11 protein-coding genes and 1 tRNA gene are annotated in these 12,385 nt (G+C 64.2%); 2 read left to right on the top strand and 10 right to left on the bottom strand.

Annotation, left to right across the window (positions count from 1 at the left end; all coding sequences use genetic code 11):
* The first annotated feature begins 26 nt into the window (after positions 1-26).
* The gene (locus ABD719_RS12800; protein ID WP_344693767.1) at positions 27-794 is read left to right on the top strand and encodes a hypothetical protein; all 768 of its coding nucleotides are present in this window, start codon (positions 27-29) and stop codon (positions 792-794) included.
* On the opposite strand, the gene ABD719_RS12795 is transcribed toward ABD719_RS12800, so the two are convergent.
* The 10 genes from ABD719_RS12795 to ABD719_RS12750 form a co-directional block, all read right to left on the bottom strand.
* Positions 791-1,888: a DNA cytosine methyltransferase gene (locus ABD719_RS12795; RefSeq protein WP_344693818.1), complete on the bottom strand. Its 1,098-nt coding sequence runs from the start codon at positions 1,886-1,888 to the stop codon at positions 791-793. The two genes, ABD719_RS12800 and ABD719_RS12795, sit on opposite strands and share 4 nt — an antisense overlap.
* A gap of 125 nt (positions 1,889-2,013) precedes the next feature.
* Positions 2,014-2,628, bottom strand: coding sequence for a hypothetical protein (locus ABD719_RS12790; RefSeq protein WP_344693766.1), 615 nt, complete (start codon positions 2,626-2,628; stop codon positions 2,014-2,016).
* Entirely contained in the window at positions 2,621-3,034 is a 414-nt protein-coding gene (locus tag ABD719_RS12785; protein WP_344693764.1) for a hypothetical protein, read from the bottom strand. Before ABD719_RS12785 ends, ABD719_RS12790 begins: the two co-directional genes overlap by 8 nt.
* A gap of 26 nt (positions 3,035-3,060) precedes the next feature.
* Entirely contained in the window at positions 3,061-4,077 is a 1,017-nt protein-coding gene (locus ABD719_RS12780) for a hypothetical protein (RefSeq protein ID WP_344693763.1), read from the bottom strand.
* 203 nt (positions 4,078-4,280) lie between these two features.
* Positions 4,281-4,356, bottom strand: a tRNA-Lys gene (locus ABD719_RS12775).
* Positions 4,357-4,453: 97 nt separating this feature from the next.
* Positions 4,454-5,563: a rod shape-determining protein RodA gene (gene rodA / locus ABD719_RS12770; RefSeq protein WP_344693762.1), complete on the bottom strand. Its 1,110-nt coding sequence runs from the start codon at positions 5,561-5,563 to the stop codon at positions 4,454-4,456.
* On the bottom strand, positions 5,560-7,638 hold the full coding sequence (gene mrdA, locus ABD719_RS12765; RefSeq protein WP_344693761.1) for a penicillin-binding protein 2: 2,079 nt from the start codon (positions 7,636-7,638) through the stop codon (positions 5,560-5,562). The genes rodA and mrdA overlap by 4 nt, the downstream gene beginning before the upstream one ends.
* Positions 7,635-8,147, bottom strand: a complete 513-nt coding sequence (locus ABD719_RS12760) for a rod shape-determining protein MreD (protein ID WP_344693760.1) — start codon at positions 8,145-8,147, stop codon at positions 7,635-7,637. The genes mrdA and ABD719_RS12760 overlap by 4 nt, the downstream gene beginning before the upstream one ends.
* A gap of 13 nt (positions 8,148-8,160) precedes the next feature.
* Complete coding sequence (locus ABD719_RS12755) at positions 8,161-9,042, bottom strand: rod shape-determining protein MreC (protein ID WP_344693759.1); 882 nt, start codon at positions 9,040-9,042, stop codon at positions 8,161-8,163.
* 38 nt (positions 9,043-9,080) lie between these two features.
* Entirely contained in the window at positions 9,081-10,121 is a 1,041-nt protein-coding gene (locus ABD719_RS12750) for a rod shape-determining protein (RefSeq protein ID WP_192127022.1), read from the bottom strand.
* Positions 10,122-10,267: 146 nt separating this feature from the next.
* Here ABD719_RS12750 and mutL point away from each other — a divergent pair, with 146 nt between their 5' ends.
* Positions 10,268-12,025: a DNA mismatch repair endonuclease MutL gene (gene mutL, locus ABD719_RS12745; RefSeq protein WP_344693816.1), complete on the top strand. Its 1,758-nt coding sequence runs from the start codon at positions 10,268-10,270 to the stop codon at positions 12,023-12,025.
* Positions 12,026-12,385 lie beyond the last annotated feature (360 nt).

Genomic DNA, 12,385 nt, shown 5'->3' with positions numbered 1-12,385 from the left:
TCCAAACTCATTAGTTTGGAAAACGCATGCCGGGCGAAAATGACAAACGCGAAGACATTGACGGAGCAATTGCCGCTCTTAAAAATCTCTCGCCAATACAAGTCGAAGTGCTAACCAGTATCATTACAAAGTTTGCAGAGGGTCAGAACGGGGGGCACCTCCGTGAAGACTTTCTAGATCCTGAGTCGTTTGAATACTTTTCCACCCGCTTGGCCGCACATCATGCGTCTAGCGGAATAGCGTTGAAGAAGGAGAACTTCGAGCACATACTCGAACAATCTTTCAAACGAACTGGCCATAATGCGGCTCGGTCGGAGAGCGCGGTTCATCGCGGCGCTGACCTTGAGGTGGACGGTGCCTTCTTTTCTCTGAAGACTGAGGCTGCAAAGGGTCTTAAACCTAAATCAATAACCATATCCAAGATGATGGAGGCGCGGTGGATTAGGGATTTGGAAGGTCCGGAAGATGCACCAGAAAAGGTTCGAGAGAAACTACTTTCGCATTTAAATGATTACGAACGAATTTTCATTCTTCGGAGCTATGGCGATGAAAACAAGGTCCGTTATGATCTTCGCGAGATCCCCAAAGATATTCTTGCTGCTGCCGGCGATCTGAACGAGGAAGCCTTCGGGAAGCTCACCAAGGCGGGTGGAACTAGTGCCGAAGTCACAATAGACGGAAAAAAGGCGTTCAAGTTGGTGCTCGATGGGAGCGTCGAAAAGGTTACTATTTCTGGTCTAGATGTAGATCTTTGCCCACTTCACGCATGGTGGGAGCTCGGGCGTCCTGGTTAAACTGCTAAAGCCAATTGTCTTTTGCACTGCGCGAGGGGTGTCGTGTCTTCACCGATATCAGTAAGGATTGCGCGGGCAATCTGCTCAGCGACCATAGGGGGCACGGCGTCGCCGATCTGCCGGTACTTGAACGACAGGCTTCCCAGGAACTGGTAGTCGGCTGGGAAGCCCTGGATCAGCGCCATCTCACGAACGGTCAGCAGCCGATCCTGCACGGGGTGGGAGTATCGACCGTTGCCGGGATGGCTGCATTCCCTAGTGACGGTTGGCGCCGGGCGGTCCCAGGCCAGTCGCCCGTAGACGTCGGGGAAGGAGCCGGGCTTCTCGACGTTCATGCTTGGTATCCTGAGGTGGGCGAGCTTGTCAGGGATATCTGTCCAGCTGCCGCCGTCGTGCGGGATCGCGCGCATTCGATCCAGCGACACGCCAGCCGTCCGGGGCGACACGTGCATGGGGTCGTCGGGGTGTACCATTCCGGCCTCGATGGCGGGGAGGTGCCCGATCGCGTCACGCACGGTGCGGAAGGAGGTGCGCTCCGGCACTTGCCAGTGGAAGTGCCCGCCAAGCTTGGCGACGATCAGCGACCTGATTCTTCCCTGCGGTAGCCCGAGGTGCTTGAGGTCGTGAACCTCCGCGAAGACCTCGTAGCCGAGCTCGGTCAGCCGCCGATGCAGCCCCTGGTAGTGATGCTTGTGCCGGCCGCGCAGGAGCTCCTTCACGTTCTCGATTACGACGTACTTTGGCTTCCACGCCTCGGCGAACACGGCCGCGCGCTCAACAAGATGGTTGCGGGCATCGTCGGTGACGTGGTTACGGGACTGCTTCTGGCTGAAGCCGGTGCACGGGGCGCACGAGATGAGCACGTCGACGTCGGGGGCGGCGAAGCCGAAATGATCGGCAACCGCGTCGGGCTGCGTGATGGAAAGGTCAGCCGACAGCGGTCGGAGCCCGAGGTTCGCCTCATATGTGTCATTGCAGGCTGTCGCACCGATCGGGTGGCTGGGCTTCGCCACTTCCAGATCCACCGCCCCGATGGGCGAGAACCGACCCGTGCGGGCAAAGCCGGTCGACATGCCGCCGCCGCAGGAAAACAAGTCTACGAAATTCAATGCAGTGCCCGATCCACGTTTTAGCCGTCCGCGGTCCTAGCGTGTTCCGAACAATCGGAGAACGGGGAACTTGCGGTACTTCCGGCGTGGTCAGCCTCAGGTCCTGGGTCTCAGACCTTGGGGTTCCAGTGGAGTGACACGATCACGTGTCGGACATGGTACTCGCGGCCCGTCCGTTCGTGCACGTGGCGCGTGTTCATCACGAGGTCGCCGGGGCTTCGAGGCTCGATCGTGACGTCGGGGCGCTCGCTGGCTAAGTGCGCGGCCCACCCATCCATCACCTGATCGACGCGTGGACCCCGGTGATAGATAACCACTCCGCCTCGGTCCTGACCCTTGACGGCAGTTGCGTACCTCGAGTCTAGCTGGTTGAAGCCCTTGAGCAGCCAGTCGTAGCCGCCGTGTATCTTGGCCTCGCCAAGCCAGAGGAAGTCGTACCGGCCGTCGATCACGATGTCGCAGTGGCCACCCGTCGTCGTGTCGTGGGACGCCTGGAACCCGAAGTGCTTCAATGACGTGATGAGGTCGATCGACAGGCCGTCCTCACTGCGGTCCTTCCGCTCCTTAGGCGTCCGCGAGAACTCCTGGAGGATGTGGTCGATCGCGGGGTTTACCCGTGCCAAGATGTCGTCCGAGCTCGCCGCCGCCATCAGCGCAAGCGGAGTCTCCCAAGCCACATTGCCGCGCGCCATGAGCTGAAGGTCCCGCAGCGTCAGGTCACCCATGCGCGCGCGCCTCCAGGAAGCGCGGCGACGATTCGAAGTAGGGGATGAGCCTGCCCTCGAAGTCCTCGATCAGCTCGCCCGTCTCCGGGTGCTCGAGCGAGCCGAGGCGCCGAGCGGTCGCGAGCTCCTGCGCGTCGACGTGGACCTCAAGGCCCTCCTCCTCGCAGAGGAAGGCCTTGGCGTCGAGCACGTGGACGGTTGAGCTGACGAGTATCGCTAGGGAGGCAAGAAACGGCTGGTCGACCTGGCTTCGCCCGACGCCCTCAAGCAGTCTCGGGATCGTGAGCATCCGCAGCTCTTGGTCGCCAAGCTGACCCATGAACTCGATTATCCCAAGCGCCAGCGAGGCGGCCGGGACGTCCGGCCAGCCTTCCGCCACTTCGCGCTTGAGATCGTCTAAGGACATACTGCTCCTGGTGGTCGCGCTCTGCGCTACTTCGAGAAGTGAAGTAGACGCTGTCGCACGTGATCGTAGTCAGTTAACCCAACGGTCTTGCGCACGACGGCGTCGTACAGCTGCGGGTTCGGGTTCTCCGCGACGTAGCTGGTGGTGTGCAGGTTCAACTCCGGGTGGGACTCGACGCCGCCGCCGAGGTCCACAGTGTACGCTATGCTCACTTTGTAGGGGCGAACAGGGGTCTTGAGGCTCTTCTTGCCTCCCATGTGGTACAGCTCGGTCCGCAGGCAATCGACCGACACCCGCATCCGCTCGTGCTTGATCGAGCGTGTCGTCGTGCCGAAGGCGAGCTCGACCACGCGGCCTTCGTCATCGGCGTCGTACATCTTACTGAGGAGCGGGAACAGGTTGAGCGGGGTGCCGAACGGGTCCGTGCCCACCAGCTTGTTGAAAGCGGCCATGGCGGAGTTTTGCGAGGCACGGCCGATATCCGCGTGTGTGCCGCGTGGATAGTCTACGCGAAGGTCGATGACGTCGCCGCTGTCAGGTAGCCAGATTACGTCCACGGCTTGGTGACGGACCAGCTTGAGGCCGATGACCTCGTCGTAGTTCGCGAGGATGTTATCAGCGCCATCCGGGAACGACTTGGGATCGACAGGCTCGCGCACCCGGAGTGCCCGTACCGAGCCGAACACCGCGGCTAAGCCGCCACCGACCTGGTCGACCGATAGCAGCACCGGCTGACCGAGAGGCAGCTTCTTGAGCTCCGCTTCATCGAGCAGGAACGGGTAGGCGTCCTGCATGGCACCCTTGGACGCCTTGGTTCCCGTGAGCTTCCCGTTCATGGCCTTGATGATCGCTTCGTCGACCCGGTAGAAGCGGCACAGCTTCTCCCCTGACAGCTCGTGCTCCTTGAGGGCTTCTAGAAGCGCGTCAGCTTTCTTGCCCGGCAGGGATCTTTCTTCTGTGAGCTTCTCCACTGTTCCGGACCAGCCGCGGCCGCGGGCCACGTCTTGGAGCTCGAACATCGGCTTCGACACGTCGAAGGGCACGCGGGCTTCTAGGCTCGCAGCTAGGTCAGATCGCTTCTTCGTCACAGCCCCTCCATCCTGCCAGCCTATGACGCGCTGAGCCGGGAGTCACGCCAGGATGTGTCGGAACATCCAAGTCGGTGCCTATTCGGTACTCGTCGGAGAGGAGGGCCGATCAGGCGGGCTAAACGGCTGCGTAAGTCGCTGCTATGCAAAGGAAAAGATGGTGGACGCACTTGGGCTCGAACCAAGGACCCGCTGATTAAGAGTCAGCTGCTCTACCAACTGAGCTATGCGTCCATATCCGGGCGGTTTGGGTAGCGCTTGGTGGGCGCCGACCGCATCGGGGAAGCGCGCCTTTAGCGAAGGTTTGGGGTGATGCAAACCCTTTTTTACGTTACCACGCCGTAGAACGTCGGTTTTGCCGGTCGATCGCCATCAGGACGCCTAGGCACAAAAGCACCGTCATCTGCGCAGATCCGCCGTTGCTGAACAGCGGCAGCGGGATACCGACGACGGGGGCCAGCCCCATCACCATCGACAGGTTGATCGCGACGTAGAAGAAGATCGTCATCGACAGCCCCGCCGCGGTCAGCCGAGCGAAGCGCGTCGTCGCCTGCTGGCCGACCTCGATCCCCCAGCGCACCACGATCAGGAACGCAGCGATCAGAGCGATGCCGCCGACCAACCCCCATTCCTCGGCCATGGTGGCAAAGGCGAAATCGGTATGGCCTTCGGGTAGATAGTCGAGATGGCTTTGGGTGCCGTTGAGGAAGCCCTTGCCCCAGACGCCGCCCGATCCGATCGCGATCTTGGACTGGCTGATGTGATAGCCGGTACCGAGTGGATCGCTTTCGGGATCGAGGAAGATGAATACCCGGTTGCGCTGATAATCGTGGAGCAGGAAATTGACCGCGAGCGGTGCCGCCACCGCCACGGCCAGTGCCCCGCCAACGAACAGGCGGAGCGGGATGCCGGCAAGGAACATCACCGTGGCACCGCCCGCGCAGATCATCAACGCGGTGCCGAGATCGGGCTGAAGCATCACGAACGCGGCGGGTATCGCGATCAGCACGATTGGCGGCCACACGGCCGCAAACCGTCGCGTCTCTCCCGGCGGCAGCATCTCGTAAAAGCGGGCGCACGCCAGTACGACCGACAGCTTCATGAACTCGGATGGTTGAAGCCGGATGACGCCCAGGTCGAGCCAGCGTCTACTGCCCCCTCCGACTTCACCGATCGCATCGACGGCGATCAGCGCCAGTGCCAGCGCGACATAGGCCGGAAACGCGAATTGCCTGAACCATTCCACGGGTATGCGCGACACCACGATCGCACCTGCCAAAAAGGCACAGAACCGAACGCCTTGAGGAATCACCCACGGGCGCAGACTGCCACCCGCAGCGGAATACAGCATCACCAAGCCGAACCCCTGGATCGCCGCGACCAGCAGCAGGATTACCCAGGGCAGTTTCGCCAGCGGTTCGGGGACAAGGCTGCGGCTCATGGATTGGGCTCCGTCGTGCCTTCGTCGGCCGGCGTATCGATGCCGTTCGCCATGTCGGCTTGAGTCTGGTTGGCGAGATCGGTCGCAGCCTCGACGGCAGGCGCATCACTGGGCACGACGGCATCGGTCTTGGTCGCCGCCGCTGCCGGGGCGGGGCGGTGCGCGGCCCGATAGGCGGCTTCGTCGGCCGCCATTCGGGTGGCGATGTCGCCGCCCCAGCTCGGCTCGATCGCGGCCAGGCTGGCGATCGCGCGGTCGCGATCGAACAGCCAGGTCATGATGTCGCGTCCGATCATCGGTGTGTCGAGGTTACGGACGGTATGGCCGTTGTGCTCCAGCACGACAGAGATCGCATAGCGCGGATTGTCCGCCGGCGCGAAGCCGACGAACAAGGCGTGGTCACGCATCTTGAACGGCAATTGCCCATTGGTGAGCACACCACTGCGCCGTTCGGCCATGGTGATGCGGCGGACCTGCGCGGTACCTGTCTTGCCCGCCAGGCTGACGCCAGGGACGTTCATCCTCGCTGCACCACCGGTACCACCGCCGTTGACCACGCCCCACATCGCCTCTCGCACCAGTTGCAGATGTTCGGACTGGAAGGGCAGGGCGGGGGCATCGTGATGCACCTGCGACGCCAGCAGACTGGGCTGTAACGCCCGCCCGGAGGCGAGACGCGCGGCCAGCACCGCCAGCTGCAGTGGATTGGCAAGGACGTAACCCTGCCCGATCGAGGCGTTGAGGCCATCGGCGACGGTCCATCGATCCTTGTACTTCGCCAGCTTCCACGCGCTGTCGGGTACGGTGCCGTAACGCTGGCTGCCAAAGGGCAGGTCGAATTTCTGACCCAGCCCCACAGCCCGCGCCACCGGCGCGATCCGGTCATATCCCATGCGGCGGATCATCTCATAGAAATAGATGTCGCAGGACTGTGCGACGGCGCCCTTCATGTCCAGCGGGCCGTGTCCATGGCGTTTATGGCAGTGGAACACACCGGTGCCGACCCGCATTGCACCGGTGCAGTTGATCCGGTCGGTCGGCGCGACCCCTGCTTCCAGCAGCGCCAGCGCATTCATCGGCTTGACGGTGGAACCGGGCGGATACAGCCCCTGCGTCACCTTGTTCATCAAAGGAACATGGTCGTTGTCGGACAGCATCTGCCATTCGAGATGGCTGATCCCGTCCGAGAAGCTGTTGGGATCATAAGCCGGCATCGACACCATGCACAGCATTTCACCGGTGCGGCAATCGATCACCACCGTGGATCCGGAATTGGTGCCCAGTCGGCGGGCGGCATATTCCTGAAGCCCGGCATCGATCGTCAACCGCGTGTTCTTGCCCGGCACGTCGGGCCGGGTGGCAAGTTCGGCGACCAGCTTGCCCCGCGCGGTCACCTCGACCCGCTTGGCACCGGCCTGACCGCGCAGCCGTGCCTCGAGCGATTTTTCCAGCCCGTCCTTCCCCAGCTTGAAACCGGGGGTGACGAGCAGGGGGTCACGCGTCTCCTTGAATTGCTCCGCCGTAGGCGCGCCGACATAGCCGGTCAGGTGCGCGACGGCTGCGCCACCGGGATAATGCCGGGCGAAACCGCGTGTCGGCTGTACGCCCGGCAATTCGGGCAGGTGGACGCTGACCGCGGCGAACCGCTCCCAGTCCAGCTTTTCGGCGACCTGCACCGGCTGGAACCCGGCGGCGCGGCCCAGATCGATCCGCACCCGCTCGACCTCTTCCGGGGGCAGACGCAGGATGCGCGCCAGCGCCTGCAGCACTCGTTCGGCCTCCTCGTCGCGCAGGCGATCGGGGATGATGTCGACGCGGAAATCGGTGCGATTGTTGGCGATCGGCACGCCGTGCCGGTCGATCAGCCAGCCCCGCCGCGGCGGCACCAGCGTGGCGTTGACACGGTTGCTCTCCGCCATCGCGGTGTAGCGATCGTTCTCGGCGATCGCCAGCCATGCCATGCGACCCACCAGCATCGTACCGAACCCCGCCTGCGCCGCACCCAGCAGCCAGGCCCGGCGCGAGAAGCTGTACGCCTGCATCGCCTCGGTCACGATCGTCGGCGAACGCCTCATGCCATGCCCCGCTTTCGATCGATCCAGGCGACCATCCGCGCGGCGGCGGGGAACAGGCAGATCGTGGCGGCGGCCTGCACCAGCAGCGCGGCGTCCACCTGCGCCCTGACCGGCACCGCCAATATCCGCCCCAGCGCGAGACAGAACAGGATCGCCCCGCTCGCGATCAGCCAGTCCTGACGGAAATCGCGAAACACCAGCCGTCGCTCCATCAAATCGATACCGATGAAGCACAGCGACCACAGCAGTACCGCCGAACCGAGCGGCTGACCGCTGACCAGATCGTCGAAGAAGCCGAGCGGCGCCGCAGCCCAGGGCCGGAGGGCGAACCGGGCCAACAGCCGCCACGCCAACAGCATCAGCAGTCCGAACGGCGGTATGATCGGCACGGTCGCGACGATGGGTATGATCGTGACCAGCGATCCCGCCATCACCGTCGCCCAAGGCAGCGCACGGGCGCGGCCGGGGGGCAGGGTGGGGGCGAAGGGGTTGCTGTCCACTTCGGTCATCGGGCCGCCACCATCATCGGCCAGCGGCAGTGGGCAGGCCGGCGGGCGGCGGCACCGGGATGAAGGGCCGCTCGACCAGTGCGAAGTCCAGCGTATCGGGATGTGCGAAGGTCCGGGCCGATACCGTGTCCGCTCCGCTCGCGATCACGCGTGCCACCGGGGCGCCGGGGGCGTACAGCCCACCGGTACCCGAGGTGACGAACACGTCGCCCGCATCGAACCGGACATTGGTAGTGTTGACCGACCGGATATCGACTAGCCCGTCGCCACGTCCGGCGGCGATCGCAGGCAGGCCGTCACGCGTGCGTCGTACCGGCACGATGCTGTCGGTGTCGCTCAGCAGCAGCACGCGCGCGGCGTTCGGTCCCGTCTCGGTCACGCGACCGATCAGGCCGTCCGGACCGCGCACCGGCATCCCGATCTCGATGCCGTGAAGGCGCCCGGCGTCGAGCAGGGCGAAGCGACGGCCGCTTGACGCGGTCGAACTGACCAGTCGTGCCGCCACCACGGGTTGCGCCGTCCGGTCTCGTACCGCCAGCAAGGCCCGCAACCGGCGATTGTCATAGGCGATCGTCCGCGCCTGCATCAGCAACGGTCGGGTGACGGCCAGTTCGCGCTTCATGGCGGCGTTCTCGGCATGCGCGAACACCCAACCGTCGATCGCGCCGGTCACCGTCGCGCCTGCCGATCCCAACGCGGCGAGGCCGGACGATACCGGCGCCGTCACCGCCGCCGCCGTCATGCGCAGGCCGGCGAACAACGGTGGGTTGAATGTGCTGGCGACGAGCAGCACTGCACCCACCACCGCACCGGCGATGGCGAGCACATAGCCCAGAAACATCCCGTATTGCCGCCGCCGCGAAAAGCCTGTGCGCCGGTCGTGGGCAGGCGCCATGCGCCATTCCCCCCTAGTCTGGTTGGGGCCTGGCGGCGTCAGCCGTTCTGCAGCACGCCGCGGAACATCGGATCTTCCAGCGCACGCCCGGTACCGAGCGCGACGCAGGTCAACGGGTTTTCCGCCACGGTGACGGGCAGGCCCGTCTCGTCGCGCAGCACCTCGTCCAGCCCCTGAAGCAAGGCACCGCCGCCGGTCAGCACGATGCCCTGATCAACGATGTCCGCGGCCAGTTCGGGCGCGGTGTTCTCCAGCGCGACCCGCACGCCTTCAACGATCGTTGCGACGGGTTCGGACAGCGCCTCGGCGATCTGGCCCTGGCTGATCTGGATTTCCTTGGGCACCCCGTTCACGAGATCGCGGCCCTTGATGTAGATGATCTGGCCGATCCCGTCCGCGGGTGGTTTCGCGCAGCCCACCTGATGCTTGATCCGCTCCGCGGTCGCCTCGCCGATCAGCAGATTGTGATTGCGACGGACATAGCTGACGATCGCCTCGTCCATCTTGTCGCCGCCGACCCGGACGGAGGTGGTATAGGCAAGGCCCCGCAGGCTCAGCACCGCCACCTCGGTGGTGCCGCCGCCGATGTCGACGACCATGCTGCCGATCGGTTCGGTCACGGGCATGTCGGCGCCGATTGCGGCGGCCATCGGCTCCTCGATCAGCCACACTTGGCTCGCGCCGGCGTTGGAGGCGGCATCACGGATCGCGCGACGTTCCACCTTGGTCGATCCCGACGGCACGCAGATCACGATCTCCGGCCAGCGCGCGAACTTGCGGGGACCATGCACTTTCTGGATGAAATATTTTATCATCTGCTCGGCAACGTCGATGTCGGCGATCACCCCGTCGCGCAGGGGGCGGATCGCCTCGATATTGCCGGGGGTCTTGCCCATCATCAGCTTGGCGTCGTCGCCCACCGCCTTCACGCGCTTCTGTCCGTTGATCGTCTCGACCGCAACTACCGACGGTTCGTTCAACACGATACCGCGACCGCGAACGTACACCACCGTATTGGCGGTACCGAGGTCGATCGCCATGTCGTGTGACATGAATTTGAAGAAACGGGGCAACTTCATTGAGCGCAGGTCCATCACATGCCGCCGGAGTACCGGCGACCGGTCGCAGGGCATCCCACGGAGCGCCGCCTGCACATGAGCTGCCGGATGGATCGTCATGGTTAGCGGGGTCGCGGGATGCCGTCGCTTGGGCTACAGCCTTGCCCGTGTCAATACGCCGCCTCCCCGAGCATCTCGTCAATCGCATCGCCGCCGGTGAGGTGGTGGAAAGGCCCGCCAGCGCGTTGAAGGAACTGGTCGAGAACGCCCTCGATGCGGGGGCAAGCCGCATCGCGGTGACGCTGGCGGAAGGGGGTCTCAGCCGCGTCGAGGTGGCGGATGATGGTTGCGGCATGACCCCGCCCGAACTGGCGATGGCCCTGGAGCGGCATTGCACCTCCAAACTTCCCGACGAGCGGATCGAGGCGGTCGAGACGCTGGGTTTCCGGGGCGAGGCGCTGCCCTCGATCGCCAGTGTCGCGCGGTTGACGATCGAGAGTCGCCCGGCCGGGGCGGATGGCTGGCGCCGTGTCGTCGACAATGGCACCGTGGTGGCCGAGGGGCCGGCGGCGCTGCCGCCCGGCACGCGAATCGTCATGGAGGAGTTGTTTGCGCGGGTGCCGGCGCGGCGGAAATTCCTGCGCTCCGCACGCTCCGAATATGCCGCGTGCCTGGATGCGGTCCGCCGGCTGGCGATGGCACGACCGGATGTCGCCTTCTCGGTCGAACATGACGGCCGCCGGGTCCTGACCGTTGCGGCGGCGGAGAGTCGTCCGCAGCGCGTCGCCGCGCTGACCGACCGGGCGTTGGCCGACAATGCCGTGACGATCGACTGGGTGCGTGACGATCTGGTGCTGGGCGGTGTCGCAGGCTTGCCAACCTTCCATCGCGGCGTTGCCGACCATCAATATCTGTTCGTCAACGGGCGACCGGTGAAGGACCGGTTGCTGATCGGCGCGATCCGTGGCGCCTATGCCGAAATGATGCCGCGCGATCGGCATGCGGTGGTGGCATTGTTCCTCGACCTGCCATCGACAGAGGTCGACGTAAATGTCCATCCGGCCAAGACGGAGGTGCGGTTCCGTGATCCCGCATTGGTCCGCGGCCTTATCGTCTCCGGTCTCCGACGGGCACTGGACGGGGCGGGGCACCGGGTAGTGCAGCGACCGACCGAAGCGGCCCTCGGCATGTGGCAACCCGAACCCGCAATACCCAACACCCCCCACCCGGCGTCTTGGCCATCACCGGTGCAGGGCAGCGTGTTCGAACGCCGCACCGACTTCTTCACTGCCCTGCCGCAGGCGCGCGCCGAGCCGGCCTGGGCGCCGCCGCCCGAAACCGCCACCCATCCGCTTGGCGTCGCGCGCGGGCAGGTGGCCAAGACCTATGTCGTGGCCGAGGCGGAGGATGGGCTGGTGCTGGTCGATCAGCATGCCGCGCATGAGCGCCTCGTGCTGGAACGGATGCGCGCCGCGCTGGCCGGCGGCCGCATCGCCGCACAGGCGCTGTTGCTGCCGGAAGTCGTCGAACTCGACGAGGCCGCGTGCGACCGGCTGGAGGCACGCGCGCCGGAGCTTGCCGAATTCGGGCTGGAGCTGGAGCGGTTCGGTGTCCATGCGATGCTGGTCCGCACCACGCCGGCGCTGCTGGGACAGGCCGATCCCAAGGGCCTCGTCACCGATCTCGCCGACGAACTCGGCGCGTTCGACGAAGCGCTTTCGCTACGTGAACGGCTCGATCACGTCGCGGCGACGATGGCCTGCCACGGCTCGGTCAGGGCGGGCCGTACCCTGTCGGTCGCAGAGATGAACGCGCTCCTGCGCGAAATGGAGGCGACGCCCCATTCGGGCCAGTGCAATCATGGCCGCCCGACATGGGTTAAGCTGCAAATGGCTGATGTGGAGAAGCTGTTCGGGCGGCGCTGACAAATGTAGCGGTGAAGTGCAAATTCTGGGTCGTTGCCTGCGTTTATACATATCGAGGCTTGCTGTCATTACCTGCAATGACCCAGTGGAACAGCGACCGCTGATTTGTGGCGAGCCCAGCGCATCAACCAGTCACTTATATCGATAATTCGAACAATGATCGAGCGTCGCCTCGCACGCTGTCAATAGTATAATCATCGGCTGTTATATACTACTGGTCCATTCGACCGCCGATAGCGCCGTTGGACTTGTAGCCATCGACTATTACTGTCGCCCGAGCGAGCGTTGACATACTCAAGATCAAACCAGATTTTGCGAATACCGATCTGATCGGCGCCGAAAACAAAAAAAGCGGTCGAT

The sequence above is a fragment of the Sphingomonas cynarae genome (assembly GCF_039537815.1).
GTDB classification, from domain to species: domain Bacteria; phylum Pseudomonadota; class Alphaproteobacteria; order Sphingomonadales; family Sphingomonadaceae; genus Sphingomonas; species Sphingomonas cynarae.
Note: the sequence above shows the minus strand (reverse complement) of the source record. Positions and strands in the feature narration are given on the sequence as shown.